The 25,913-nt window shown below is 33.4% G+C and carries 24 protein-coding genes and 1 tRNA gene; 17 read left to right on the plus strand and 8 right to left on the minus strand.

Features of this window, described 5'->3' with window-relative positions; all coding sequences use genetic code 11:
• Nucleotides 1-31: 31 nt before the first annotated feature.
• Together nusA and rimP are read right to left on the minus strand one after the other, a co-directional pair.
• Nucleotides 32-1,264 carry a transcription termination factor NusA gene (nusA, locus tag L3X39_RS01415; protein WP_237229626.1) on the minus strand — a complete coding sequence of 411 codons (1,233 nt, stop codon included), beginning with the start codon at nt 1,262-1,264 and terminating at the stop codon, nt 32-34.
• 13 nt (nt 1,265-1,277) lie between these two features.
• Complete coding sequence (gene rimP, locus L3X39_RS01420) at nt 1,278-1,739, minus strand: ribosome assembly cofactor RimP (protein ID WP_237229627.1); 462 nt, start codon at nt 1,737-1,739, stop codon at nt 1,278-1,280.
• 222 nt (nt 1,740-1,961) lie between these two features.
• On the opposite strand from rimP, the gene L3X39_RS01425 reads away from it, so the two are divergent.
• Entirely contained in the window at nt 1,962-2,786 is an 825-nt protein-coding gene (locus L3X39_RS01425; protein WP_237229628.1) for a universal stress protein, read from the plus strand.
• A 155-nt stretch (nt 2,787-2,941) separates the two neighbouring features.
• Here the strand turns inward: L3X39_RS01425 and L3X39_RS01430 are convergent.
• Nucleotides 2,942-3,014, minus strand: a tRNA-Gln gene (locus L3X39_RS01430).
• Between the two features lie 151 nt (nt 3,015-3,165).
• Here L3X39_RS01430 and L3X39_RS01435 point away from each other — a divergent pair.
• A complete protein-coding gene (locus tag L3X39_RS01435; protein ID WP_237229629.1) occupies nt 3,166-6,687 on the plus strand; it encodes a glycosyltransferase family 117 protein in 3,522 nt (1,173 codons plus the stop codon).
• Nucleotides 6,688-6,699: 12 nt separating this feature from the next.
• Nucleotides 6,700-7,344: a polysaccharide deacetylase family protein gene (locus L3X39_RS01440; protein WP_237229630.1), complete on the plus strand. Its 645-nt coding sequence runs from the start codon at nt 6,700-6,702 to the stop codon at nt 7,342-7,344.
• Between the two features lie 13 nt (nt 7,345-7,357).
• Here the strand turns inward: L3X39_RS01440 and L3X39_RS01445 are convergent, their stop codons facing one another.
• Entirely contained in the window at nt 7,358-7,654 is a 297-nt protein-coding gene (locus L3X39_RS01445) for a thioredoxin family protein (protein WP_237229631.1), read from the minus strand.
• 53 nt (nt 7,655-7,707) lie between these two features.
• Complete coding sequence (locus tag L3X39_RS01450) at nt 7,708-8,943, minus strand: metallophosphoesterase (protein ID WP_237229632.1); 1,236 nt, start codon at nt 8,941-8,943, stop codon at nt 7,708-7,710.
• Between the two features lie 161 nt (nt 8,944-9,104).
• On the opposite strand from L3X39_RS01450, the gene polA reads away from it, so the two are divergent.
• The 14 genes from polA (at nt 9,105) to tsf (ending at nt 21,333) form a co-directional block, all read left to right on the plus strand.
• Complete coding sequence (gene polA, locus L3X39_RS01455) at nt 9,105-11,954, plus strand: DNA polymerase I (RefSeq protein WP_237229634.1); 2,850 nt, start codon at nt 9,105-9,107, stop codon at nt 11,952-11,954.
• 92 nt (nt 11,955-12,046) lie between these two features.
• Nucleotides 12,047-13,018 (plus strand): transporter, encoded by a 972-nt coding sequence (locus L3X39_RS01460; RefSeq protein WP_237229636.1) that lies wholly within the window; start codon nt 12,047-12,049, stop codon nt 13,016-13,018.
• 7 nt (nt 13,019-13,025) lie between these two features.
• The gene (locus tag L3X39_RS01465) at nt 13,026-14,171 is read left to right on the plus strand and encodes a DUF3179 domain-containing protein (protein WP_237229644.1); all 1,146 of its coding nucleotides are present in this window, start codon (nt 13,026-13,028) and stop codon (nt 14,169-14,171) included.
• Between the two features lie 12 nt (nt 14,172-14,183).
• Nucleotides 14,184-14,636, plus strand: coding sequence for a hypothetical protein (locus L3X39_RS01470; protein WP_237229645.1), 453 nt, complete (start codon nt 14,184-14,186; stop codon nt 14,634-14,636).
• Nucleotides 14,637-14,816: 180 nt separating this feature from the next.
• Complete coding sequence (locus tag L3X39_RS01475; protein ID WP_237229648.1) at nt 14,817-15,068, plus strand: type II toxin-antitoxin system ParD family antitoxin; 252 nt, start codon at nt 14,817-14,819, stop codon at nt 15,066-15,068.
• Entirely contained in the window at nt 15,061-15,360 is a 300-nt protein-coding gene (locus L3X39_RS01480; RefSeq protein WP_237229651.1) for a type II toxin-antitoxin system RelE/ParE family toxin, read from the plus strand. The genes L3X39_RS01475 and L3X39_RS01480 overlap by 8 nt, the downstream gene beginning before the upstream one ends.
• 151 nt (nt 15,361-15,511) lie before the next feature.
• Nucleotides 15,512-16,156 carry a DNA alkylation repair protein gene (locus tag L3X39_RS01485; RefSeq protein WP_237229653.1) on the plus strand — a complete coding sequence of 215 codons (645 nt, stop codon included), beginning with the start codon at nt 15,512-15,514 and terminating at the stop codon, nt 16,154-16,156.
• 85 nt (nt 16,157-16,241) lie between these two features.
• Nucleotides 16,242-16,637, plus strand: coding sequence for a VOC family protein (locus tag L3X39_RS01490; protein WP_237229654.1), 396 nt, complete (start codon nt 16,242-16,244; stop codon nt 16,635-16,637).
• A gap of 126 nt (nt 16,638-16,763) precedes the next feature.
• Nucleotides 16,764-17,294: a CIA30 family protein gene (locus L3X39_RS01495; RefSeq protein WP_237229655.1), complete on the plus strand. Its 531-nt coding sequence runs from the start codon at nt 16,764-16,766 to the stop codon at nt 17,292-17,294.
• A gap of 150 nt (nt 17,295-17,444) precedes the next feature.
• Nucleotides 17,445-18,212, plus strand: a complete 768-nt coding sequence (locus L3X39_RS01500) for an SDR family NAD(P)-dependent oxidoreductase (protein WP_237229656.1) — start codon at nt 17,445-17,447, stop codon at nt 18,210-18,212.
• A 232-nt stretch (nt 18,213-18,444) separates the two neighbouring features.
• On the plus strand, nt 18,445-18,900 hold the full coding sequence (gene rplM, locus L3X39_RS01505) for a 50S ribosomal protein L13 (RefSeq protein ID WP_237229657.1): 456 nt from the start codon (nt 18,445-18,447) through the stop codon (nt 18,898-18,900).
• Complete coding sequence (gene rpsI / locus L3X39_RS01510; protein WP_237229658.1) at nt 18,900-19,286, plus strand: 30S ribosomal protein S9; 387 nt, start codon at nt 18,900-18,902, stop codon at nt 19,284-19,286. Before rplM ends, rpsI begins: the two co-directional genes overlap by 1 nt.
• Before the next feature lie 210 nt (nt 19,287-19,496).
• Nucleotides 19,497-20,270 (plus strand): 30S ribosomal protein S2, encoded by a 774-nt coding sequence (gene rpsB, locus L3X39_RS01515; protein ID WP_237229659.1) that lies wholly within the window; start codon nt 19,497-19,499, stop codon nt 20,268-20,270.
• An 88-nt stretch (nt 20,271-20,358) separates the two neighbouring features.
• Nucleotides 20,359-21,333: a translation elongation factor Ts gene (gene tsf, locus L3X39_RS01520; protein WP_237229660.1), complete on the plus strand. Its 975-nt coding sequence runs from the start codon at nt 20,359-20,361 to the stop codon at nt 21,331-21,333.
• 62 nt (nt 21,334-21,395) lie between these two features.
• On the opposite strand, the gene L3X39_RS01525 is transcribed toward tsf, so the two are convergent.
• From L3X39_RS01525 to L3X39_RS01535, 3 genes are all read right to left on the minus strand, one after another.
• Nucleotides 21,396-23,342 carry an OmpA family protein gene (locus L3X39_RS01525; protein WP_237229661.1) on the minus strand — a complete coding sequence of 649 codons (1,947 nt, stop codon included), beginning with the start codon at nt 23,340-23,342 and terminating at the stop codon, nt 21,396-21,398.
• A 10-nt stretch (nt 23,343-23,352) separates the two neighbouring features.
• Nucleotides 23,353-24,291 carry a PorP/SprF family type IX secretion system membrane protein gene (locus tag L3X39_RS01530; RefSeq protein ID WP_237229662.1) on the minus strand — a complete coding sequence of 313 codons (939 nt, stop codon included), beginning with the start codon at nt 24,289-24,291 and terminating at the stop codon, nt 23,353-23,355.
• A 10-nt stretch (nt 24,292-24,301) separates the two neighbouring features.
• On the minus strand, nt 24,302-25,913 hold a 1,612-nt coding region (locus L3X39_RS01535), incomplete at its 5' end, for a cadherin-like domain-containing protein (protein WP_237229663.1).

Genomic DNA, 25,913 nt, shown 5'->3' on the forward strand with positions numbered 1-25,913 from the left:
TAAGGTATAAATAATGTTACTCTACTTTTATTTATTCTTCGAATTCTTCTTTTAAAATTCTAATAACGTCTAAAATGGTTTCCTCTTCAAGGTCTGTTCTTTTTACTAAATCGTCAACCTCTTGTTCTAAAATACTTTTTGCTGTGTCTAATCCAGCTTTACTGAATTCATCTATAATCCATCCTTCAATTTCATCAGTAAACTCTCTTAACTCAACATCTTCCTCAGCTCCTTCTCTAAACACATCAATCTCATAGCCTGTTAATTGACCAGCTAAACGAATATTATGTCCACCTCTACCAATAGCTTTACTTACCTCTTCTGGTTTTAATATAACTTCAGCACGCTTGTTTTCTTCATCAATCTTTAAGGACGTAACTCTTGCTGGACTTAATGCTCTTGTAATATACAACTGTAAGTTGTTTGTGTAATTAATTACATCAATATTTTCGTTACCTAATTCGCGTACAATACCGTGAATTCTTGAACCTTTCATACCAACACAAGCTCCTACAGGATCAATTCTATCGTCATAAGAATCTACCGCTACTTTTGCTTTTTCACCTGGAATTCTTACTACATTTTTAATAGTTATTAAACCATCAAAAACCTCTGGTATTTCTTGTTCAAAAAGTTTCTCTAAAAACAATGGTGATGTTCTTGACATGATGATAGTAGGTTTTGCACCTTTTAGCTCTACACTATCTATAACACCTCTAACATTATCACCTTTTCTAAAGAAATCAGACGGTATTTGTCTGTCTTTTGGAAGCACAATTTCATTCCCTTCATCATCTAATAAAATAACAGCTCTATGACGAATATGATGTACTTCAGCCGTATAAATTTCTCCAACTAAATCTTTAAATTGCTTGTAGATTATAGTGTTATCGTGCTCGTGAATTTTAGAAATTAGATTTTGGCGTAGTGCTAAAATAGCACGTCTTCCTAAATCTACCAGTTTTACTTCTTCCGATACATCTTCACCAACCTCAAAATCAGGTTCAATTTTACGAGCTTCGGATAATGAAATTTCTTGGTTTGGTTCTTCAACTTCTCCATCGGCCACAACAACCCTATTTCTCCATATTTCTAAGTCACCTTTATCAGGGTTAACAATAATATCAAAATTATCATCATCGCCATATTTCTTTTTTAAGGCGCTTCTAAATACGTCTTCTAAAATAGCCATTAACGTTACTCTGTCAATTAACTTATCGTCTTTGAATTCTGAAAAAGATTCAATTAACGCGATATTCTCCATAACTCTTCTTGAATTAAAATTTAATCATAACTTTTGCTTCTACAATATCATCGAAAGCTATTTTAGCTTCCTTTTTTACAGTTATTTTACCTTTACCTACTGGTTTGGGTTCTCTAACTTTCCACTCTAATGTAATATCATTATCGGTTGCTTTTGTAAGAACACCTTCTGTTTTACCTGAAGCTGTTTTTACCGCAAGGGTTCTTTTTAAGTTTTTTTTATACTGTCGTTTATTTACTAAAGGCGCAGTGGCTCCAGCCGACATAACTTCTAGTGAAAAATCTTGTTCTTCTCTATCTAAATTATGCTCTATGGCTCTACTTACAAACATACAATCCTCAACCAGAACTCCTTTATCGCCATCAATAATTACCTTGATGCTGTTATCACCTGATACAGTTAAATCAATAAGAAATAAATCTGGTCTTTCTGTTAAAGCGGTTTCAAGTAATTCTTCTACTTTATTTTTCAACATTTTCAGTATAAAAAGAGGGGACTTTCCGTCCCCTCATATCTTTAATTTTGCCTTTCAACGGCGCAAATATATAAAGATTTAATTGATTTTTAAAGGATTATTTCATAAATTTAGATACAACTTGCTTATGTAAAAATGAAATGTGCATAGCCAAAATTCAATACTAAAATTGAAAATTATATTATACACATTACATCTGACATAATTATAAATATAAAACAGATGAAAAAACTACTAGTCCCCACCGATTTTTCCGAACAAGCCGAAAACGCTTTAAAAGTAGCTGCTCAATTAGCAAAAAAATATGATTGTGAAATTTATTTGCTGCACATATTAGAAATTCCCTTACAGGAAGTAGACCCTATGAGCTCTTACAGCAGCTTGCCTGAAGCGGTATTCTTTATGAAGCTCGCGCATCAGAAATTTGAAAAATTAAAAAGTAAAGACTACTTAGAAGGCTTAACTGTTCATGAAACGGTTGATTTTCATGAAATATTTAAAGGTGTTTTTCATGTAAGCAAAAAGCATAACATAGATTTGATTGTTATGGGTTCTAATGGTGTAAGCGGTTTGCGTGAAATGCTTATTGGTAGTAATACCGAAAAAGTGGTTCGCACTTCTGAAACACCTGTTTTGGTTGTTAAAAATGAACACAAGGACTTTAAAGTTAATGATTTTGTTTTTGCATCAGACTTTAAAGATGAAAGCAAAAAAACCTATGAAAAAGCAATTAATTTTGCTCAAACTTTGGGGTCTAAAATGCATTTACTTATGGTAAATACACCTACCAAATTTATTACTACGGGTGAAGCTAAAGAAAGGATAGAAAGTTTTGCTAAATCTTTTAACTTCTCAAATTATAGCGTTAATATTTACAATGATATAAGCATCGAAAAAGGTGTGATGAATTTTTCAAAATCTATTCATGCTGACTTGATTGGGATGAGTACTCATGGCAGACAAGGTATTTCGCATTTCTTTAATGGTAGCATTAGCGAAGATTTAGTAAATCATGCTAAACGCCCTGTAATTACCTTTAAAATATAGGTTTATGCGTTAGCGATTGTAGTGGCATCCTTTTTTATTCTGAATTATATCAGAATAAAAAAGATATAACGAAAAGCGCGACCAGAAGGGTAACGCCATAGAGAGAAATAAAAAAATCCTAATCAAAATAAATGATTAGGATTTATAATTACTTGTTGGCCTACTAGGGCTCGAACCTAGACTCTTCTGGACCAAAACCAGACGTGTTGCCAGTTACACCATAGGCCATTGTGTAATTGAGGGTGCAAATTTAGTACAAAGTTTTATTTGTACAAGTATTTTTTTGAAAAATAATACCGAAAACTTAACGTTTACTTAAAAACATTTGAAGTAACATATTTATTGTTAAATTCGCCAAAGCAAATAAAGATAGATATACATGGCAAATTTCAACTTTAAAAAATGGAACACTATTTTAGGTTGGTTCTCTTTTTTAATAGCGCTTATAACATATAGTTTGACTGTTGAACCTACAGTAAGTTTTTGGGATGCTGGCGAATATATTTTAACCTCATCAAAACTTCAGGTGGGACATCCTCCTGGTGCTCCTTTATTTCAAATGATGGGTGCTTTTTTCTCGATTTTTACTTTTGGCAATAACGAATTAATTGGTTGGATGATGAACATGATGAGTGCAGTATCTAGTGCTTTCACCATTTTATTTATGTTTTGGACCATTACTCTATTGCTTAAAAAAATAGCAGGTAAAAAGAGTGAATTATCAACAGAAAAAGCTTTAGCTATTTTAGGTAGTGGTTTAGTGGGTAGTTTAGCGTTTGCGTTTACAGATTCTTTCTGGTTTAATGCTGTTGAAACCGAGGTTTATGCTATGGCAACCTTAATCATGTCTATTTTATTTTGGTTGGGTTTACGCTGGGAACAAGACATGGATAAACCACGCGGTAACCGATGGTTAGTATTAATTGCTTTTGTTATTGGCCTATCCTTTGGGGTTCATTTTATGGGTTTATTAACCATTCCAGCTATTGGGCTTATTTACTATTTTAAAAACTATAAAACCATTACCGTTAAAAACTTCATTATTGCCAATGTGGTTTCGGTAGCTGTTTTACTTTTTATCTTTAAATTATTAGCGCCTAACATACTTAAAATATTTAGTGTTTTTGAAATCTTTTTTGTCAATTCTATTGGGTTACCATTCAACTCGGGTTCAATTATAGCAGGTATTGTTTTAATTGCTCTAATTAATTACGCTTTGCGATTTACAAGAAAAAAAGGCTATGTACATATAAACACTGGGATTCTTTGTGTAACGTTTGTAATTATTGGGTTTTCAACGTGGTTAATGCTCCCTATTCGAGCCAATGCCGATGTTGTAATTAACGAAAATAACCCATCGAGTGCCAGAGAATTATTAGCTTACTATAATTTAGAGCAATACCCTGAAACACACTTGTTTTATGGGCCTCAATTTACCGACCAATACGCTTATTTAGATGAAAACAACCCTTATGTTGACGATAAACCTAAATATGAAAAAGATCATACTAAGGGTAAATACGTTATAGTAAACGATTACAAAAACGCTAAACAAAATTACAACTCAAAACACGCTTCTATTTTACCTCGGATGTGGAGTGCTGAACATGCTGAAAACTATATGATGTTTTCTGGTTTTTTAGACTTTAAACTAAAGCCAGAATACCAAATGGAAAACGAATTGCGTTCTGCAGTTTCTGATTTTAAAATGAACGTAGCTGAAGGCAATGTTGATTATGAAGATTACAATAACTTTTTAAAGCGTTTTAAAAGCTATATCGATATTGAGAAACCTTCATTAGCAAGCAATATCGTCTATCTATTTGAGTATCAATTAGGATATATGTATTGGCGCTATTTTATGTGGAATTTTGCTGGAAGACAAGATGATATTCAAGGTAGATATGATAATCATGGAAACTGGATTACGGGCATAAAGTTCTTAGACGAATGGCACTTAGGATACTCTCAAGATAATTTACCAAGCGATGTTAAAAACAACAAAGCAAGAAACACCTATTATTTATTGCCATTAATTTTAGGGCTTATTGGGTTTTTCTTCTTGTTTAATAAAAACAAAAAACTATTCTGGGTTATGCTGGTGTTTTTCCTGTTTACAGGAATTGCCATACAAGTATATACCAATGTGCGCCCTTTTGAACCTCGTGAACGTGACTATTCCGTAGTTGGCTCCTTCTATGTATTTGCACTTTGGATTGGTTTTGGGGTTTATGGTATTTATAATAGACTTATTGAAAACATAAAAAACAATTACAAGTATTTTGCTTATCAAGTAATCTTTCTTGTAATTGGAATAATTCTGTTCTATTTATTTAAATATCTATCCACTCTTAAGCCAGATAGTTTCTTAGCTGATTTTCTTAATGCATTATCAAGTGTTAGTTTTTTAATATTTGCTGTGTTTTTTGTCATCATTGTTATAGATTCTATAACTTTTATAGTTCAAAAAACTACTAAATCAAAAGAAGTTAGAGTTTTAGCAATTGTTCTGGTTTCGTTAATAACCCCTATTGTTTTAGCAACAAACAATTGGGATGATCATGACAGATCCGGTAAATACACCGCTAATGCCATGGCTAAAATGTACTTAGACTCTTGTGCAGAAAACGCGATTTTATTTACTATTGGCGATAACGACACCTTTGCACTTTGGTATGCTCAAGAAATTGAGGGCTATAGAACCGATGTGCGTGTGGTTAATACAAGTCTTTTTCAAACCGATTGGTACATTGACCAAATGAAGCGTAAAGCTTATGAGAGTGATCCTATACCGTCACAACTTACCCATGATTTATATAAATATGGAACTAACGATTACATTATAATTCAACCTGTTATTAACGACACTTTAGAAGTGAAACAGTTTTTAAATTTTGTTGCTAGTGATAATCCTAGAACAAAATATAAATATGTGTTACAGCAACAAGACATCGATTTGTCGCAAGTAAGAAGTCAAGATTTAAATGCTACTTACATGCCAACTCCTTATTTACGTATCCCTGTAAATAAAGAAAATGCTTTAAAATCTGGTATTGTAAAACAAAAAGATGCCGATATAATTGTTCCTTATATTGATATTGAAGTTACTGGTGGTGCCCTATATAAAAACAGATTGTTAATGTTAGACATTGTAGCCAACAACGAATGGAAGCGCCCGATTTATTTTACTGGCGGAAGTTTTGGCGATGATGATTATATCTGGATGAAAGACTATCTGCAACTGGATGGTATGTGTTACAAACTGGTGCCAATTAAAACACCCGTTGATAGAGCAAACCCTTTTGATATGGGACGTGTTGATAGCGACTTAATGTATGAAAAAGTAAAGAATTGGGATTGGGGTAATAGTGGAAGTCCCGATATTTATCATGACACCGAAACTCGTAAAAACTCAATTACCTACAGAGGCAATTTAGCGCGATTAGCAGAACAATTAATCAATGAGGATAAATTAGATAAAGCTGAGGAAATAGCAGATATTGCTATGACCAATATGCCAGTTGAGTTTTTTGGATATTACACACTTTTAGAACCTTACATTAGCACCTATTATGAGGTAGGCAGTAAAGAAAAAGCACAACGTTTATTTAAAGATGTTGCTAAAAAATATCAAGAGAACTTATCTTATTATAGTAGTTTAAAAGTTGATGACCAAGAGCGCTTATTTGAAGAAATTTACACCGATATTCAACGTTATAAAGGGCTTATTGATGTGTTAGTTAAATATGATATTGAATTTGCCCAAACTGAAGGGGATATTTTCAATAATTATTTAAGAGCTTTTAAACATTTTTACGGTGATGACGAACCAGACGATGAAATAAGAACAGATATTGACATTCCTGTTGATAGTGGTTTGCAAATAGACACCATTAACTAACATGTAAAAGGCATGACCTTTACACCCATAAAAACACCTCTAGTTGCAAAAAAACTATTCCCAAATTATGTTTGGGATTTACCAACTACTGAAAAGGTTATATATTTAACTTTTGATGATGGCCCAACACCAGACATCACCAATTGGACTTTAGATATTTTAAATCAGTATAATGCTAAGGCTACTTTTTTTTGCATTGGAAAAAATATAGAAAAGCATCCTGAAATTTTTCAAAAAATATTGAGTGAAGGACATTCTGTTGGAAATCATACTCAAAACCATATCAAAGGCTGGAAAACTAAAAGAAAAGACTATTTAAATAATATTGAATTATGTGAGTCTGTTCTTCAAGCCCACAATCCAAAAGCAAATCTCAACACTTTATTTCGAGCACCTTACGGGCAAATTACACCCAAGCAAGGTAAAGACTTAATCGATCTAGGTTACAAAATTATTATGTGGGATGTTTTGTCATTTGATTGGGATAAAACTGTAACCAAAGAAACATGTTTTAATAATGTAATTTCAAAGGCAAAACAAGGGAGTATTATTGTGTTTCATGACAGCGTAAAAGCTTCACAGAATATGCAATACGCATTACCAAAGGTGTTAGAATATTTTAGTGAAAAAGGATTTAGGTTTAATACAATATCTTAAACAGCAAAGAAAATTAAACATATTGCTGAACAATACTTATTAGGGTATTAGCGTCTTGCTCACCACTTTGACGCCATTTCATTTCGCCATCTTTATAAATAATTAAGGTTGGTAAGGTTTTAACTCGTAAAGCTTCCGCTAATTCCTCATTTTTATCTACATCTATCTTAATTACTTTAGCTTTGTCTCCTAGAGCCGCTGCAACATCTCGCAACACAAGATGCATAGCCTCAGATTGATCATTCCATTCTGTATAAAAGTCTAATAAAACAGGAATGTCTACATCTATAAGTTCCCCAAATTTTGACATATCTTAATGTTTTAGTTCAAACATCCTATTACAAATATAACATTTCCATTGAATTATGCTATACTAGTACCTTTTTTAAGTTCAATAACTGTAATTTCTGGCCATATCCCAACACGTCCTGGAAATGCTAAATACCCAAAACCCCGATTCACATTTATATATTGCCCCATTTCTTTATAGATACCTGCCCAATATTTATAGCGCCATTTTACGGGGCTCCATTTAAACCAACCTGGTATTTCTATCCCAAACTGCATACCGTGTGTATGACCACTTAATGTTAAATGATAATGATAGTCGTCTTTAATGACTTCCCGTTCCCAATGAGATGGGTCGTGACTTAACAGTATTTTAAAATCGTCCTTATTAATTTTACTCGATGCTTTTTTCAAGTCACCTGCTTTTTTAAAGCCACCAACGCCCCAATTTTCAACACCAATTAGTGCTATGCGTTCGCCATCCTTTTCCAAATATCTACTCTCGTTTAACAGCAAATCAAAACCAATATCTTTTTGTAGAGTCTTTAAATGCTCTAAATTTTGATGCTTTGCTTCTTCCGTTTCCCAAGTAACATAATCGCCATAATCATGATTCCCTAAAACAGAGTATAAACCATCTTTAGCTTTTAATTTATTAAACACATCCACGTACGGAATTAACTCATCGGTTTTATTATTTACAATATCTCCCGTAAATAATATCACATCACTTTGTTGCTCGTTTATTAAGTTTACAGCGTACTTAACCTTATCTATATTATCAAAACTTCCCGAATGTATATCGCTAATTTGGGTAAGTTTATATCCATCAAAAGCCTTTGGTAAGTCTTCAAAATACATGGTGTATTTTAATACTTTATAGTTATATTTTCCTTTATAAATGCCATATAGTATGGATGCAAAAGGAATAGCGGCAACTCCCAAAGCAAGTTTGCTTATAAACTGCCTTCTAGATGCAAAGTAATTGCCTTTGGCCGATTCGCCCTCGGTAAAATATCGATAAGCCGCTTGTGGAACTCTAAAAACATCTTCAGCAAACATGCCAATTAGCAAAATCATTTTAGGAATTAAAATCGCTAAGAAAAATCCGAAAGCGTAAGCATGGGCATGAGAAAATCCATCTCTTCTACTAAAACCAAAATAATGAAATACAAAATTACCAATAACAAGCGCTGTTATTATCCAATATATAGTGTAAAGCAAACCATTTTTTGTAACCGTTTTAAATGCTTGAAATGCATATAAATCCAATATTCCAAAAATGATTAAAAAAATTATCCAACGTAGCATACTCCTTTTTTGCTCAAAGATAGCAGTAATCAAATTTAATATTAAATAAGTTGATTTTATTTAACTAATTGTTAAGGTTTTATTTGTGAAAAACCAAACCGCATATGCTGTTAATTACGCATAACTTTTTGTAGCTTTGGTTTTCTATCAAATTTTACAAAATGTCTGATCAAAAACGTCTTTTTTTAGTAGATGCTTACGCACTAATTTTTCGTGGATATTACGCTTTTATTAAAAACCCAAGAATCAACTCAAAAGGAGTTGATACCTCCGCAATTATGGGTTTTATGAACTCCCTTTTAGATGTTATAAAACGTGAACGCCCCGACCATTTAGCTGTTTGTTTTGATAAAGGTGGAAGTACTGATAGAGTTGAAATGTTTGAGGCCTATAAAGCCAATAGAGATGCCACGCCTGAAGCCATAAAAATTGCAGTCCCTTACATTGAACAAATTCTAAGAGCGATGCATATACCCATTATGGTTAAAGAAGGCTTTGAAGCTGATGATGTTATAGGAACGCTCTCTAAACAAGCCGAAAAAGAGGGTTACAAAACTTTTATGGTAACACCTGATAAGGACTTTGCACAATTAGTTTCGGAGAATATTTTTATGTATCGCCCGGTGTTTGGAGGCGGTTACGAAACTTGGGGTATAGAAGAGGTTAAGAAAAAATTTGAAGTGGACGATCCGCTTCAGGTTATTGACTTTTTAGGTATGATGGGAGACTCCAGTGATAACATTCCTGGATTACCTGGTGTAGGTGAAAAAACAGCTAAAAAATTTCTTGCCGAATATGGTAGTATGGAAAATCTTTTAGCCAATACTCATGAACTTAAAGGTAAAATGAAAGAAAAAGTTGAAGCTGCAAAAGAGCTTGGTTTACTTTCAAAAAAATTAGCCACCATCATGTTGGATGTTCCTGTGGTTTTTGATGCCAAAGATTTTGAATTAGATCATCCCGATATTGAAAAAGTAACAGAAATATTTCAGGAATTAGAATTCAGACAACTGCTTGCTAATTTTCAAAAAACCTTTTCAGTAGAAGCAACTTCTAATGAAAACAACGCCCCAGAAACACCTTCAAAAACGCCTGAAAAAACTACCAAAGCACCGAAACCTTCTGCTGGTGCAGGACAATTTTCACTATTCGATGCTCAAGGAAATGAAGATGTTATTGTTACAAATCAAGACTCCAGAAAAACAGCAGAAACTACGTCACATTTTTACCAAAGTATCACTCCCGGAATAGCAACTAAACTGTTTATCCAAAACTTAATGAAGCAAACCAGTGTTTGTTTTGATACTGAAACCACAGGTATCGACCCTATTTCAGCAGAATTGGTTGGTATTGCTTTTTCATGGGAAGCAGGTAAGGGTTTTTATTTGCCTTTTCCTGAAAACAAAGAAGAAGCTCAAGAATTAATTGAACAATTACGCCCATTTTTTGAGAGTGAAAACATCGAAAAAATTGGTCAGAATTTAAAGTATGATATTAAAGTACTTCGGAAATATAATCTAACCGTTAAAGGTAAGTTGTTCGATACTATGTTAGCGCATTACTTAATCAATCCCGATATGCGTCATAATATGGATGTGTTGGCTGAAACGTATTTAAATTACACGCCTATTTCTATTGAAACCCTCATTGGAAAAAAAGGAAAAAATCAACTCTCTATGCGTGATGTTCCATTGGATAAACAGACAGAATATGCTGTTGAAGATGCAGATATTACACTTCAATTAAAAGAGCATTTTGAAAAAGAGTTAGGTGAGGCCAATACCCAAAAACTATTTGATGAAATTGAAATTCCTTTATTACGAGTGCTTGCTGATATGGAATTGGAAGGCATCAACTTGGACGAGAATTTCCTAAACTCCCTATCAGAACAACTTGATAAAGACATTAAAAATTTAGAAACCAAAATTTACGCTGAAGCTGGTGAAGAATTCAACATTGCTTCGCCGAAACAATTGGGTGATATTTTGTTTGATAAAATGAAATTGGTTGATAAGCCTAAAAAAACCAAAACAGGTCAATACGCAACCTCTGAAGATATTTTAAGTTATTTAGCTAAAGATCATGAGATTATTCAGCATATTTTAGACTATCGTGGGCTTACAAAATTGAAGAGCACCTATGTAGATGCTTTACCAACACAGGTGGAACCAAGTACAGGTCATGTTCATACTGATTATATGCAAACGGTGGCCGCCACGGGACGTTTAAGTAGTAATAATCCAAACCTACAAAATATCCCTATAAGAACGGAAAGAGGGCGACAAGTGCGAAAAGCATTTATCCCAAGAAACGACGATTATATTTTGTTGGCTGCCGATTATTCTCAAATAGAGCTTCGTATTATTGCGGCTTTAAGTGAAGAAGAAACTATGATTACTGCTTTTAAAAATGGTGAAGATATTCATGCCTCTACGGCTTCTAAAGTTTTTAATGTGCCAATAAATGAAGTAACACGCGAACAGCGAAGCAATGCAAAAACTGTTAACTTTGGTATTATCTACGGCGTTTCTGCTTTCGGATTAAGCAATCAAACCGATTTATCACGTAGTGAATCAAAAGAACTTATTGATACCTATTACGCTACCTACCCAAAATTGCGAAACTTTATAAGTGAACAAGTAGATTTTGCAAGAGATAATGGCTACGTGCAAACGGTGTTAGGGCGTCGTCGTTATTTAAAAGATATTAACTCGCGTAATGCTGTGGTGCGCGGTGCCGCGGAACGTAATGCTGTAAATGCTCCTATACAAGGAAGTGCTGCAGATATTATAAAAATAGCTATGATTAACATACATAAAAAGCTCGAAGAAGGAAGTTTTAAATCCAAAATGCTTTTACAAGTGCATGATGAGTTGGTTTTTGATGTACATAAACCTGAGCTAGAAACCATCAAAACCTTGGTGAAATCTGAAATGGAAAATGCTTATAAACTTGAAGTTCCTTTAGATGTTGATTTAGGCGTTGGAAACGATTGGTTGGAAGCGCATTAATATTTTCAATTATTAACAACACCCCAAAAGTTAAAATTAGTAAGGATTAAGCATAATTTACGACTCCCTTTTATAACTACTAACAAATTACCATGAGTTATAAAGGCGTTATCTTTGTATTAAGTGTGTTTTATACTACTACCATTAACGCTCAAACTTGTTGCTCTGGTGGTATTCCGCTTTCAAATAATTTAGGTTTACCTATTCTAGAAAAGGGCACTTTTCAAGTGGGATTGTACTATGATTACAATTACCTAAACACTTTAAATAATGGAACCGAAAACTTGAACGACGATTCAAGATTACGCATTACGCATTCGGTTTTATTAAATACTAGTTATGCTATTTTGGATAATCTTTCTGTTGAAGGACTATTTACTTGGGTCAATCAAAGACGCAAAATTTCACAATTCGGAAACGAAAATTTAGATCAATCTTCCGGCATTGGCGATGCTGTTTTACTACTTAAATATAATTTTCCGGACCTTATTGGCAAAAACTCCAACATAGCCTTTGGTGTTGGTGCTAAAATACCTTTAGGGTCTACAACCGAAACTAATTCTCAGGGCATTGTATTAAATGCCGATTTACAACCCGGAAGTAATGCTTGGGACGCCATTTATTGGTCATTAGCTTCAAAAAGTTTTAATTTCAGACCATCATTTATTATTTCAACACGAATTATATATCGAAGCACAGGCACCAACAAAACTTACTTTAGCGATTCTACCTATAAATTTGGAAATGAATTTCAAGCATTTCTTAATTTTTCAGATGTTTTCCCCATTTTTAAAACATTCATAACTCCAAGCATTTCTTTCAAATACAGAGACGCCAATCAAGATGTTATAAACGGTTTTAATTTAGATAACACTGGCGGCAATTGGTTATCGGTTATTCCCAACATATCATATAATTTAACATCAAACTTGAGGTTTTCTGCAAAAGCCGAAATTCCAATTTACAATAATGTTGATGGTACCCAATTAACACCAACCTACAGGCTAACAAGTGGTCTTCTATTTACATTAAATCCAAAGCCTAAAACAATAACTATAAACTAAAGTAGCTATGAAAAAATATATCGCATTATTATTTGCTTTTTTAATCATATCATGCTCCGGAAGCGGAGACAATGATTCGTTTAATGAGCCTCAAAATTCGGGCGATAACCCACCTAACAATAACGGCGGTGGTAGTAACCCAAATGCATGGTTAATACCCAAAGAAGATGTTAGAGATGGTGGCCCTGGTAAAGATGGTATCCCTTCGGTAGATAACCCACAATTCTTCAATATAAGTAATGGTACTTATTACAATAATAATTTGGTTTTAGGCTATTTGAATAACGACCCTAGTAAACCCGTAACTTTAAAGGATGACGACTTAGTTGTAGGCACTATTTTTAAAGGCATCCCTAATGCGCTCCCTCATGTAGTTCTGGACTGGCACGAAATAGTAAACCATGGCAGTTTAACCGTTTCGTATTGTCCGTTAACCGGAACTGCCTATGGTTGGGAAGCAAACTCCGGAGGCAAAAACACAACCTTTGGTGTTTCTGGATTAATATATAATTCCAATCTTATTTTATACGATAGAAATACCGATAGTTATTGGTCTCAAATGCGCTTAGAATGTGTGAATGGTGCTTTAATAGGTGAAAAACCAACCCTGATTAATGTGGTAGAAACAAACTGGAAAACATGGCGTGAATTGTATCCGAACACAGAAGTTTTAAGTGTTAATACTGGATTTAATCGTTTTTATGGAGACTATCCTTATGGTAATTACAAAACCAATCACGATTGGTTTTTATTCCCTGCTACGCCTTCTAGTGATGCTTTACCAAGTAAACAACGTGTGTATGCCTTAACTGAAGGCACCAACTCAAAAGTGTTTAAATTTTCATCCTTCGAAAACGGAAAAGTCATTAAAACCTCGTTTAATAATAAAGATTATTTAATTGTTGGCAATTCAAAACTCATATATGGTTTCGAGCTTTCTGCGGCTTTTAAAGATTTTGATTTTGAGTATGAATTTAACGGTGAAGAAAATGCGTTTTTTAGAGATCATGAAGGTAATAAATGGTCCGTTTTTGGCGAAGTGGTTTCTGGTAGCAGAAAAGGACAAAAATTAAAAGGTGCAACCTCTGTTGTAAGTTTTTGGTTTGCAATTGCAGCTTTTTATCCTAATTTTGATATTTATGAAGGATCTTAAATATTAAAATTAATGAGCAAACTACAATTAACCTTTGGAATCCCTAAAGATGGTTGGTTACCAACTAACTTAAAAATTTCCGACTTTGAATTGGAATTTGTTATTTCAAATATTCATGAAAATCCAACGGACAAAATGTGCGATGCGCTGATTTTGTGCCTAAAAGGTGCAGAAACTGAATTTCAATGGAATTTGGAACCTGACATCTATTTTTTCAAATTGACACCAATTAGAAATTTAATAAAACTTTCGATTTTAGAAAGTGACGAGTCAAAAGTTCAAAACCAGATATATGAATTTAACGGAGATTTTAATTCTGTGATTTTACCAATGTATCGGAGTCTAAAAAAATTCACTACGTTGGAATTTGACAAAACTGATTGGGAAAAAATTGTCCAAATAAAACTGAATAAGTTAACGGAATTAATAGCGGAAAGAAAAAACTATTTACAACAACGTGTATAATTAATTGCTTTGGCAAGTGCTTATTTGGAAAATTCCTTCGGAATTTTCTCGCGTTCAATTTTGTTTGCTAAATTAGTTGCTGAAACACGCAACTAACCATACACAAACACGTTGTATGCGATTTGGGGAATTTGGTTATTATACCAATTTTTGGTATATTTGATATAAATTAGTACTCAAATGAACAAAAACACATCTATATCACTTGGAAATTATTTTGACCAATTTGTGCAAAATAGCATAAGGGAAGGAAGATTTAAGAACGTTAGCGAAGTTATTCGTGCAGGATTAAGACTTTTAGAAGAAGAAGAAAGTAAAGTAATTGCATTGAAAAAGGCTATTCAAGAAGGAATTGACAGCGGAATAGCTCACGACTTTGACCCAAAAAAGCATCTTGAATCTCTAAAAGCGAAAAAGCGCTCAAATGGCTGAATATAAGTTGACCAATAAAGCTGTTGAGGATTTATCAAAGATTTGGGATTATACCTTTGAGGTTTGGTCGGAAAAACAAGCTGACAAATATTACGATGAACTTATTTCTAATTGTCAAGAAATTGCTGAAAACCCAGAAACAGGGAAATTCTACAAAGGAATATCAAAACAACTTCTCGGAATAAATGTAAATCGACATATAATATTCTATAGAACTTTGAATGAAAATTATGTTGAAATAACAAGAATATTGCACGAAAGAATGGATTTGAAGAAAAGAATATCTGAATAAAAACTGCACACAACAACGTGTATAATTAATTGCTTGGTACGAGCCTGCTTACGAAAATCCTCGCGGATTTTCTATTCGGTTTTTATTTGTTAAATTAGGTGTTTAAGCACACAACGAGCCATATACAAACACGTTCATAATTTAAAACAAAATGGAACTTTCTTCAAAAGCACAAAAAATATATAGCGCAATCGATAAGGAAACAACCAAGTTGGGTGACTTGAGAAAAATCGCAATAGAGATAAAAAAAGACCATGCTTTAGCTATGGAACTTTGGTCAACTAAAGAGTTTTTGCCTCGTCAGTTAGCCATCCTAATAATGGATAAAAAACTTCTAAATCAAGAAGTTATTGACCAACTTGACAATGATATTCAGAAACACGAATTTGATGAGCGAAATAATTTGATGGATTGGTTAATGGCAAATCAATTATCTAAAGACAAAAAGATAATTTCGCTAATAGAATCTTGGGAAAACAGTCCTTCTAAATTACAAAGGAGAGTATTTTGGTATTATCAAGCAAGGTTAAGATGGATGGGAAATACCAACCAAACTAATACTGAAGAGCTGTTAGATTTAATTGAGAAAAACTTAATGAAAGAAGAGCCTGAAGTACAGTGGGCCATGAATTATACGGCTGGTCAAATTGGAAAATGGCAAGAACAATATCGTGATAGATGTATTTTGATAGGAGAAGAAACGGGTCTTTACAAAGATGAAATGGTAGCAAAAAATTGTGTTCCAAGTTATCTTCCAAAATTCATTCCGATAGAAGTTGCCAAATTGAAAAAGTGATGTCAATTTGAGAAAATCTCCATGCAAGAGGTTGGCAACATTTTAAAAAAACCAACATAATGACAAATCAATTAAAAACTTAAAGATGAAAGTAACACTAATAAGTATTCCTGTTAGAGACCAAGAAAAAGCTTTGAACTTTTATACCGAAAAATTAGGGTTCTTAAAAAAGAAAGACATCCCATTAGGAGGTGGAAATCGATGGTTGACCTTAGTTTCAGCAGAATGGGAGGATGGACCAGAGCTGTTATTGGAACCAGGTCCCAATCACTTTGAACCTTGTAAAGTCTATCAGGATGCACTGTTGGATGCGGGATATCCATATACCCAGTTTGATGTTGACAATGTTGACGCAGAATACGAACGATTAATAAACCTTGATGTCAAATTCAGTATGAAACCAACTGAAATGGGGACTGTAAAAGTTGCTGTTTTTAATGATACCTGCGGAAATAATATTCAACTCGTAGAGGAATTGTAAAACACTACTGGTAACCAATGATAAATTCTTATTGATTTTTCTAAAATAGTTTTGTTTAAATCATTGCATTAAATCAATTTTGTTTAATTTTACATATAAATAGTTAAACAAAAATATAATTGAATAATGAAATATTTTATAAGCATACTAATTTTATTACAAGGAATGAATTCTAAAATTATCTTTGATTTTAATAAAGACGCAAACATTCAAGATTGGAATGTTATTGACGATGTGGTAATGGGTGGAAGATCAACAAGTCAGTTTAAACATAACTCTGATGGATTCGGAGTTTTTGAAGGACATGTATCTTTAGCGAACAATGGTGGTTTCTCATCAGTTCAATATCAGTTCGAAAAAACTAAAGTCACAAAATACGCTAAAATAAAAATTAGACTAAAAGGTGATGGTAAAGATTATCAGTTTAGAGTTAAAAATAATTCAACTGATTATTATTCCTATATCACTACATTTTCAACAACAAATGAATGGCAAAACGTCGAAATAACTTTGAAAGACATGTATCCTTCATTTCGTGGAAGACGACTTAATACTCCCAATTTTTCACATGATTATATTGAGCAAATTGTGTTTTTGATTGGTAATAAAAAAGATGAAAACTTTAAACTAATAATTGATACAATAGAATTGATTTAAATCAACCAAAAATAATGAAAGCAAAACAACCAGCATAATTCATTGCTTTGGTAATTGCTTATTTGTAAATTTCCTTCAGAATTTTCTATAGCACGTTTTTGTTTGCTAAATTAGTCGCTTAAAACATTCAAATAATCTTATACACATAACATGAAAAATAATAAGTTAACTGGTAAAAACGTGCTAATTACAGCAGGCGCTCAAGGCATTGGTGAATCAATCACAAAACACTTTATTGATAGTGGAGCCCATGTTGCTATTCATTATTTTTCCAGCGCTGATACTGCAAATCACTTGGTTAAATATGCTACAAGTAAAGGACAGAAAGCCATTGCTTTAAGTGGTGACTTAACTAAAGAAGCCGATGCTAATAAAGTAGTTGAAAAAACAGTAGAAGCGCTTGGTGGCTTGGATATATTGATTAACAACGCAGGTTCGCTGGTTGCACGTAAAATGTTGAACGAAATGGAAGCAGACTTCTGGCACAAGGTTATGGACATCAACCTAACATCAATGATGTTTGTAACGCGAGCAGCAGCTCCATATCTAGCAAAAAATACAAACAGTAGTATGGTTAATTTAGCATCACTTGCTGGACGTAAAGGAGGTCATCCAGGGTCATTGGTCTATTCTACTAGTAAAGGCGCTATCTTAACATTTACGAGAGCCCTCTCTTCAGAATTAGGACCTCAGGGTATAAGGGTTAACGCCGTTGCTCCAGGCCTTATCCTAGGAACTTCATTTCATAACACGCATACCACAAAAGAGTCTGCGGCTGCTACTATAGCGGGCATTCCTATCCAACGTGCAGGTAACGCAGATGATGTGGCTCGAGCGGTTTTATTTTTGGCCTCTGAATACGATGGTTTTATTACAGGTGCTACGCTCGATATTAATGGCGGTGTCTACAATATGTAGTTGCTAATAATATATATGTATAATAAATAAAAAAATGCACCATTTTTTGGTGCAATAGGGCTTTTTTGATGTTTAAATGCTTACCTGTTTTTCTTACCTTTTTAACAATTAATGCAACACCTTAAAATTTACGTGAAATAATCTTACTTCACTATTTGGTAATCAAATATATAATCGTAAATTTGCAAACTCTTTTTGAGAGAGGAATGTTTAATAAGAAAAAAATATAAGTGTGGACACATTAAGCTACAAAACGATTTCAGCAAACAAAGCTACTGTAAATAAGGAGTGGGTTTTGGTTGATGCTGAAGGTCAGACGCTTGGTCGTTTAGCTTCTAAAGTTGCAAAACTTTTAAGAGGTAAACACAAGCCAAACTTCACACCTCATGTTGATTGCGGCGATAACGTAATTGTTATTAATGCTGAAAAAATCAACTTATCTGGAAACAAATGGAACGACAAAACGTACATTCGTCACACTGGATATCCTGGAGGTCAAAAAAGTTTAACTGCTACAGAATTGTTTGGAAAAGATCCATCAAGAGTAGTAGAAAAATCAGTTAAAGGAATGTTACCTAAAAACAAATTAGGTGCAGATTTATTCCGTAATCTAACAGTTGTTGTTGGTTCAGAGCATGCACATGCTGCACAAAAGCCAAAAGCAATTAACTTAAACGAATTCAAATAATGGATGTAATTCACAAAATTGGCCGTAGAAAAACGGCTGTTGCTCGTGCTTATGTTTCTAAAGGAAAAGGAAACATTACGATTAATAAAAAAGACTTAGCTAATTATTTTACTACTGCTACTTTACAGTACAAAGTAAAACAACCTTTAGTTTTGACTAACAATGACAGCAACTTTGATATTACAGTAAATGTATATGGAGGTGGTATTACTGGGCAAGCAGAAGCTGTTCGTTTAGCAATTTCTCGTGCAATGTGCGAAGTTGATGCTGAAAACAGATTAACACTTAAACCAGAAGGTTTATTAACAAGAGACCCAAGAATGGTAGAGCGTAAAAAATTCGGACAGAAGAAAGCTCGTAAGAAATTCCAGTTCTCGAAACGTTAATATCCGTTTTCCGAAGTTTATTATAGATGTCATGCTGAGCGCAGTCGAAGCATCTTTCAAAATGAATTTCAAATGATAATAAATAAATTTAAACAAGTTATTGTTGTCCTAGTGTAAAAACAGGATTTAGTTTAGCATCTAAATGAAGCCAAGAGCTAAAAAAGCCAAATGGAACATTGCTAATTCAACAGAACGTAAACTATTAAAAACATGGCAGTAGAAGTAAAAGAATTACTTGAAGCAGGTGTACACTTCGGTCACCTAACACGCAAATGGGATCCAAATATGGCTCCTTACGTATATATGGAGCGTAACGGCATCCATATCATAAACCTTTACAAAACAGCAGCTAAAATTGAAGAAGCCGGAAATGCATTAGCAAAAATTGCAGCCTCTGGTCGTAAAATTTTATTTGTTGCAACAAAAAAGCAAGCAAAAGATATTGTTGCTGAAAAAGCAGGTGCAATTAACATGCCTTACATTACTGAAAGATGGCCAGGTGGTATGTTAACTAACTTTGTTACTATTAGAAAAGCTGTTAAAAAAATGGCTTCTATTGATAGAATGAAGAAAGATGGTACCTTTAATACATTATCTAAAAAAGAACGTTTACAAGTAGATCGTTTAAGAGCTAAGTTAGAAAAAAACTTAGGTTCTATTAGCGACATGACGCGTTTACCAGGTGCTTTATTTGTTGTAGATATTAAGCGTGAGCATATCGCGATTAAAGAAGCTCAAAAATTAAACATTCCAATTTTTGCTATGGTTGATACCAACTCAGACCCACGTCAAGTTGATTATGTAATCCCTGCAAATGATGACGCTTCTAAATCAATTGATAAAATTTTAGCTCATGTTACATCAGCGATAGCAGAAGGTTTAGCTGAACGTAAAGCTGAAAAAGACGCCTCTGAAAATGGTGTTCCTAAAGCTAAAAAAGCTCCAGCTAAAAAAGCAGCTGTTGCAACAGAAGAAGAAGAATAAACAAAATTAACAAAACATAAATAAGTCGTTTAATTCTTTTCTTTAGAGAAAATTTATTGAACGACTTTTTTAAATTTTAAAGGATACTATGGAATCTACAGTAAAAATTACAGCAGCAGAAGTAAACAAATTAAGACAAGCTACTGGTGCGGGCATGATGGATTGTAAAAAAGCTTTAGTTGAAGCTGGTGGAGATTTTGATAAAGCTATTGAAGTTTTACGTAAAAAAGGACAAAAAGTAGCTGAAAAAAGAGCCGACAGAGACTCTTCAGAAGGTGCTGCTATTGCAAAAATAAATGAATCTGAAACTGAAGGTGTTGCTATTGTTTTAGGTTGTGAAACTGACTTTGTTGGTAAAAATGAAAACTTTGTAGCTCTAGCAAACGAGTTGGCTGATTTAGCATTAAACTACAACACTAAAGAAGAATTTTTAGCAGCAGATTTTGGTGGGATTACAGTTGCTGAAAAATTAGTTGAGCAAACTGGTGTTATTGGTGAGAAACTAGACATTACTGCTTTTGAAAAATTAGAAGCTCCTTTTGTTGGTGCTTATGTTCATATTAACAAAATTGCTGCGTTAGTAGGTTTATCTGCCAAAGTAACCAACGCTGAAACTTTAGTTAAAGATGTTGCAATGCAAGTAGCTTCTATGGGAGCAACTACATTATCTTATAAAGATTTTGACCCTGCATTTGTGGCTTCAGAAACTGAGGCTAGAATTGCAGTAATTGAAAAAGAAAACGAAGAATTAGTTCGATTAGGTAAAACATTAAAAAATGTTCCTAAATATATTTCTATGGCTCAATTAACTCCAGAGGTATTAGCACAAGCTGAAGAAGCTGCTAAGGCTGAATTAAAAGCTGAAGGTAAGCCAGAACAAATTTGGGATAGAATTTTACCAGGAAAAATGGAGCGTTTCATTTCAGATAACACAACGCTTGATCAAGAAAAATGTTTGTTAGACCAAAATTTCATTAAAGATGAAAAAATAAGTGTAGCAAAATACGTTTCTTCTTATGGAGATGTTAAAATTACTGGTTTTAAACGTGCTACAGTAGGATAATAATTGTCCTAATCAAATAAAAAAACCCATCACAAATGTGATGGGTTTTTTTATTTATCTAATTATCTAAACGTATCAAAATTTACTATAATAAAACGAGAACGCCTGTTTAATTGATGTTCTTCTTCTGAGCAAATATTTCTAAACTCATTAGTACAGCGATTTATTAATTGTGTTTCACCATAACCAATAGCACTTTCTATTCTACTCGAATCAATCCCTTGAGACATTATATAATCTCTAGTTGATTTTGCACGTCTGTTGGATAACGCTAAATTATAAGCATCTCTACCTCTACTATCAGTATGAGATTCAATTTTAATAATCATTTTTGGATAATCATTCATTACTTGAACCACCCTATCTAACTCTTCAGCAGCATCTGGTCTGATGAAAGATTTGTCATAATCAAAATAAATTGGATTGATATTGATATCAAATGGTGTTAAATATAAATCTGCTTTAATTTCATCATCAGGTATATTGGTAGTTATAACTTCTTTACTATCAGATTCATGTCTAATTTTGCTTCCTATTAATTTATATGTTTTTTCGCAGTCTATATTTTCAAATATATATATACCGTCTTCACTAGATGTCGTTACATCCAACTCGTTTCCTTCATCATCAAATAACTGAACTTTTACACCAGATATTGCAACATTAGTTAGTACATCATAGGTTACACCAGCTATACTCTGCAAGCATTTTTCAGTAATAAAAGCGTATATATCATCACTTCCTTTTCCATCAGGTCGGTTTGATGATAAATACCCTGATTTTTCATCATCATTGGTAAAAAAAGCAAAATCATCATACCCACTATTAAAAATGGGTCCAAGGTTTTCAATAATTACTTCATCAGCAATACCTTTTTTAAGCAAATCAGATTTATAGATATCTAAAAGACCGAAGTTATTATTAAAATATCCATCAGACGAAAAGTAAAGTGTTGAATCTTTAGCAACAAAAGGAAACATCTCTCTTCCAGCAGTATTAATACGCTGACCAAGATTTACGGGTACACCCAGAGAACCATCATTATTAATAGCAACCTTATATAAATCGGTTTGACCATAACCACCTTCTTTATCAGAAACAAAATACAATGTTTTTTCATCCGGACTCAACGTAGGGTGACCTGTAGAATACGATTTGTTATTAATAGATAGGTCTGTTAAATTACTCCATTTTCCATTAATTAATGTTGCTCTATATATCTTTAAATTATTAGTACCTTTTCGGTCATAAACAGGTACATTTTTCTTTCTTACATTACTTCCAGTATAATACAAAGTCTTTCCGTCTTTAGTAATGGCAAGGGTTCCTTGATGATTAGATACGGCGCTAATAGAATCTGAAACAATTAACTCCTGATTGCTAACCTCTGCTGTATCATTGGATTTAGAAATTTTCGATTGATATATTTTTAAATACGGCTCCTCATTCCAGTCGTAAATCTGATTTGAATTTTCCTCAGATTTAAGATCAGTACTCACAGAAGATGAAAAGTAAAAATTTCCATTAGCGTCTTCAAATCCACCAAAATCTGAAAAGGACGTGTTAGAATTAAGATTGATTAATTTCAGCAAAGGGTTTGCTGTTTCAACACCTTTAACATGCGTAAATTTTGAGTTTAAAATCAAACTATCGTAAGGTGTGTAGTTTTTAAATCGTTCTAACCATTCATCAGCTAACGCGTTATTGCCTACACCTCTTAAAGTTTGAATGTAATTATACATAAACTTCGGATTAACATCTTCTATTTTTTCGGCGGCTTTAGCGTACCATTTTAAAGCTTCGTTCAATTGTACATTCTTGTAGTAACAATCACCTATCCTTGTTAATAGGTGTGCGGAACTATCATTCTTTGCAAGAGCTTCTTTATATAACTCAGCAGCTTCTAAATATGCGAAGTTTCTATATAACTTATCGGCTGTTTTAACCTTTTGAGCACTTACTGACAAACTGCAGATTAAAACAAATGTTAATAGTATTATTTTTTTCATAAGGCTCATTTTAAAAATATCTTGGAGATTTTTTACGTTTTTCATTAAAGGCTTCAAAAATTAGTAATACTTCGTGAGTTCCTCCAAAATATGGACGTACTTCCGAAATGTAATGGTCATAGGCATAACCTATTCTAATATCTCTTGAAACTTGAAAATCTGCTATGGCTCCTATAGAGGCTGTGTTTTCGTTATATCTATATGAACCTCCTAACCAAAATTTTTCATTGAATAAGAAATTAGCATTCAAATCAAAAGAAATTGGTGCTCCATTTGTTCCTTTTACCAAAAATGAAGGTTTTAGTTTAGTATTTTCACTTAAATCAAAAACATATCCTCCTGTAAAATAATAATTAATACGTTCTAGCGCTACATACTCAACGTTAGCATTCCCCTCCGTTAAATTTAAATCTGTATTTAAAATCCGGGGAGCTGATAAACCCATATACCATTTATCAGTATGAAGAAGTAACCCGACACCAACATTAGGGTTCCATTTGTTAGCGTAATTTCCAAAAAATGGATCGCTTGTAACTTGGGTGTTATTTAGGAAAACATCATCAAGTTGGTAATGTGTAAAGCCTCCTTTAAGCCCAAATGAAAGTTTAGTGTTTTGACTTGTATGGATTGTATATGAAAAATCTACATAAGCGTAATTGAATTTTTCAAATCCTAACTTATCATTTATAAATGAAAACCCTAAACCCATATTCTCATTTCTTAATGGAGAATGAGCAGATAAAGTTTGTGTTGTTGGCCCTCTAGAAACTCCAACCCATTGGCTCCTGTGCAGTCCTACAACCGAAAGTGTTTCTCTACTACCAGCATATGCTGGATTTATCGAAATGGTATTGAACATATATTGTGTGAATTGAGGCAATTGCTGTGCAAAAGCTATCGACCCAGTCAATAATATCAATAAGACAAAATTATTTTTAATGATCTTCATAACTTACATTTTATTTAGTTCCAATAAACATTGGACCTACGATTGGGTTTTCTAATCCACTATTAATTAATGTTACTACGTAGTAATATGTGCCAGTTGGTACTTGACCTGCTGGTCCTACAGAGGATCTATGTGATAAAGCGTTCCAGTTATTTTTATAGTCATGTGATTCGTATATTATGGTTCCCCATCTATTAACAATCTTAACATCCACTATAAAATCACAATCTTCTATTCCGGTAACTGTAAAGTACTCATTATGGGCATCTCCATTTGGTGTTACAACAATTGAAATTTCAAGGTTGTCTATATCACAAGCTAATACTCCACATCGATTATGCACTTCAATTGTTGCTTCAATATAAGTTGGACAATCAGAATCTGATTCGGTATAACTAAACGTTATAAGTTCTGAAGCATTTTCGCCATTAAGATTTACACTTTTCGGGTCAAAGAAGTTGTCGTCTATAATGGTTCCATCACCTAAAACAACCTCCCATGTACCTCCTGTATTGTAGTTTCCATCTAATAGATTGAATAAATTAAATATTTGAGATTCAACTTCGCTTTCTACACATAGACTAATATTGCTTGAAGTAACACCCGTATTTTGAAGTGTTAGCATTAATTCTACTGTCGCTTCATTTCCACAAGTGTCAGCAATTGTATAAATTACTGGTAACTGTCCTGAAGTTAGATTGTCAAAATCATAATCTGAAGTCACTGTTACCATTGGATCTAGACTACAACCATCAGTTGCACAATTTTCAAGTGTTTCTATATTGTCAAGATTCCACTGATTAGCAATATCTTTCGCATCATTTAATGTACAATCTAAAGTCATATCGGATACATCACAATTAGTTACTTCCGGTGCCGTAGTATCTTCAATTGTTAATGTCGCTTGAACAGTTGTAATGTTACCACTTCCATCTGTAATAGTATATGTTATTGTAATATTACCACTTAAACCACATGTCGTTTCAAAATTTGTGAAATCATAATCTGATGTAACCTGTCCCGTTAAATCCGTATTACAACCATCTTGAGCACATGCTTCAAGTAAAGCTATATTAGCATCATTCCAAGCCTCAATTATAGATTCATTATCACTTCCACTACACTCAATAACTTGATCACTGATATCACAGTTGTCAATATTTGGCGGAGTTGAGTCAATTAAAGTAATGTAAACCGTTGCCTGATCACACGCTTGTGGTGTACCACTATCGCATACGCTATAAACAAAACTATCTGTTCCTGTAAAACCAGCGTTTGGTGTGTAAGTAAATGTACCATCAGCGTTTAATACCAAAGTACCATTATTCACATCATCAACAGGGACCGTATTCACCGTTTGGGTATCGCCCTCTGGATCTGTATCATTATCTAGTACATTACCTGTAATACCTGCACAATTATTAGCATGATAAGCATCATCATTGGCTACCGTAATGTTGCCATTGTCTGGTGATACTGTGATAACAACCACCGCTGTGTCACACAATTGTGGTGTGCCATTGTCGCATATCGTGTACTCAAAACTATCATCTCCCGTAAATCCTGGTGGTGGTGTATAGGTATACACCCCTGTATTGGGATCAATAGTCACAACAACACCT

The organism is Flaviramulus multivorans, assembly GCF_021728415.1.
Classification (GTDB): Bacteria; Bacteroidota; Bacteroidia; order Flavobacteriales; family Flavobacteriaceae; genus Sabulilitoribacter; species Sabulilitoribacter multivorans.

What these genes read in the sequence shown, in the direction of transcription:
- L3X39_RS01435 (WP_237229629.1), top strand. Translation starts at nt 3,166, where the DNA reads ATGGCAAATTTCAACTTTAAAAAATGGAACACTATTTTAGGTTGGTTC.
- nusA (WP_237229626.1), bottom strand. Translation starts at nt 1,264, where the DNA reads ATGGAGAATATCGCGTTAATTGAATCTTTTTCAGAATTCAAAGACGAT.
- rimP (WP_237229627.1), bottom strand. Translation starts at nt 1,739, where the DNA reads ATGTTGAAAAATAAAGTAGAAGAATTACTTGAAACCGCTTTAACAGAA.
- L3X39_RS01470 (WP_237229645.1), top strand. Translation starts at nt 14,184, where the DNA reads ATGAGCAAACTACAATTAACCTTTGGAATCCCTAAAGATGGTTGGTTA.
- L3X39_RS01490 (WP_237229654.1), top strand. Translation starts at nt 16,242, where the DNA reads ATGAAAGTAACACTAATAAGTATTCCTGTTAGAGACCAAGAAAAAGCT.
- L3X39_RS01460 (WP_237229636.1), top strand. Translation starts at nt 12,047, where the DNA reads ATGAGTTATAAAGGCGTTATCTTTGTATTAAGTGTGTTTTATACTACT.
- L3X39_RS01450 (WP_237229632.1), bottom strand. Translation starts at nt 8,943, where the DNA reads ATGCTACGTTGGATAATTTTTTTAATCATTTTTGGAATATTGGATTTA.
- polA (WP_237229634.1), top strand. Translation starts at nt 9,105, where the DNA reads ATGTCTGATCAAAAACGTCTTTTTTTAGTAGATGCTTACGCACTAATT.
- L3X39_RS01445 (WP_237229631.1), bottom strand. Translation starts at nt 7,654, where the DNA reads ATGTCAAAATTTGGGGAACTTATAGATGTAGACATTCCTGTTTTATTA.
- L3X39_RS01440 (WP_237229630.1), top strand. Translation starts at nt 6,700, where the DNA reads ATGACCTTTACACCCATAAAAACACCTCTAGTTGCAAAAAAACTATTC.
- L3X39_RS01465 (WP_237229644.1), top strand. Translation starts at nt 13,026, where the DNA reads ATGAAAAAATATATCGCATTATTATTTGCTTTTTTAATCATATCATGC.
- L3X39_RS01525 (WP_237229661.1), bottom strand. Translation starts at nt 23,342, where the DNA reads ATGAAAAAAATAATACTATTAACATTTGTTTTAATCTGCAGTTTGTCA.
- L3X39_RS01485 (WP_237229653.1), top strand. Translation starts at nt 15,512, where the DNA reads ATGGAACTTTCTTCAAAAGCACAAAAAATATATAGCGCAATCGATAAG.
- rpsB (WP_237229659.1), top strand. Translation starts at nt 19,497, where the DNA reads ATGGCAGTAGAAGTAAAAGAATTACTTGAAGCAGGTGTACACTTCGGT.
- rpsI (WP_237229658.1), top strand. Translation starts at nt 18,900, where the DNA reads ATGGATGTAATTCACAAAATTGGCCGTAGAAAAACGGCTGTTGCTCGT.
- L3X39_RS01425 (WP_237229628.1), top strand. Translation starts at nt 1,962, where the DNA reads ATGAAAAAACTACTAGTCCCCACCGATTTTTCCGAACAAGCCGAAAAC.
- L3X39_RS01500 (WP_237229656.1), top strand. Translation starts at nt 17,445, where the DNA reads ATGAAAAATAATAAGTTAACTGGTAAAAACGTGCTAATTACAGCAGGC.
- L3X39_RS01475 (WP_237229648.1), top strand. Translation starts at nt 14,817, where the DNA reads ATGAACAAAAACACATCTATATCACTTGGAAATTATTTTGACCAATTT.
- tsf (WP_237229660.1), top strand. Translation starts at nt 20,359, where the DNA reads ATGGAATCTACAGTAAAAATTACAGCAGCAGAAGTAAACAAATTAAGA.
- L3X39_RS01480 (WP_237229651.1), top strand. Translation starts at nt 15,061, where the DNA reads ATGGCTGAATATAAGTTGACCAATAAAGCTGTTGAGGATTTATCAAAG.
- L3X39_RS01495 (WP_237229655.1), top strand. Translation starts at nt 16,764, where the DNA reads ATGAAATATTTTATAAGCATACTAATTTTATTACAAGGAATGAATTCT.
- L3X39_RS01530 (WP_237229662.1), bottom strand. Translation starts at nt 24,291, where the DNA reads ATGAAGATCATTAAAAATAATTTTGTCTTATTGATATTATTGACTGGG.